The 332-nt window shown below is 49.4% G+C and carries 1 pseudogene; it reads left to right on the top strand.

Annotated features, from left to right (window positions below):
- Nucleotides 1-33: 33 nt before the first annotated feature.
- A pseudogene (locus AC0QH1_RS25805) lies at nt 34-332 on the top strand (Uma2 family endonuclease); the annotation flags it as partial.

Genomic DNA, 332 nt, shown 5'->3' with positions numbered 1-332 from the left:
AGAACAAAAGTTGTCTCAAACCGGGCAGGTAATATGGTACAAAGTCACCCGTCATCGGATATTCCCACCGTTCCCCCGGGCGAACTATGGAGCGAGGAACCGCCATTGGAAAGCTATCGCCATTTGAAACAATTAATCCTGTTACTAACATGTTTGGAGCGCTATTGGCAAGAGCGCACCGACTTTTTCGCCGGGGCAAACATGAGCGTTTATTACAGTACCCGACAGCGCAAATCAGAAGACATGCGCGGACCGGATTTTTTTGTGGTTTTGGATACCCAACGGCGAGAACGGAAAAGCTGGGTGGTGTGGGAAGAAGATGGGAAATATCC

The organism is Phormidium sp. CCY1219 (assembly GCF_055795085.1).
This window is presented reverse-complemented; position numbering and strand designations above follow the sequence as displayed.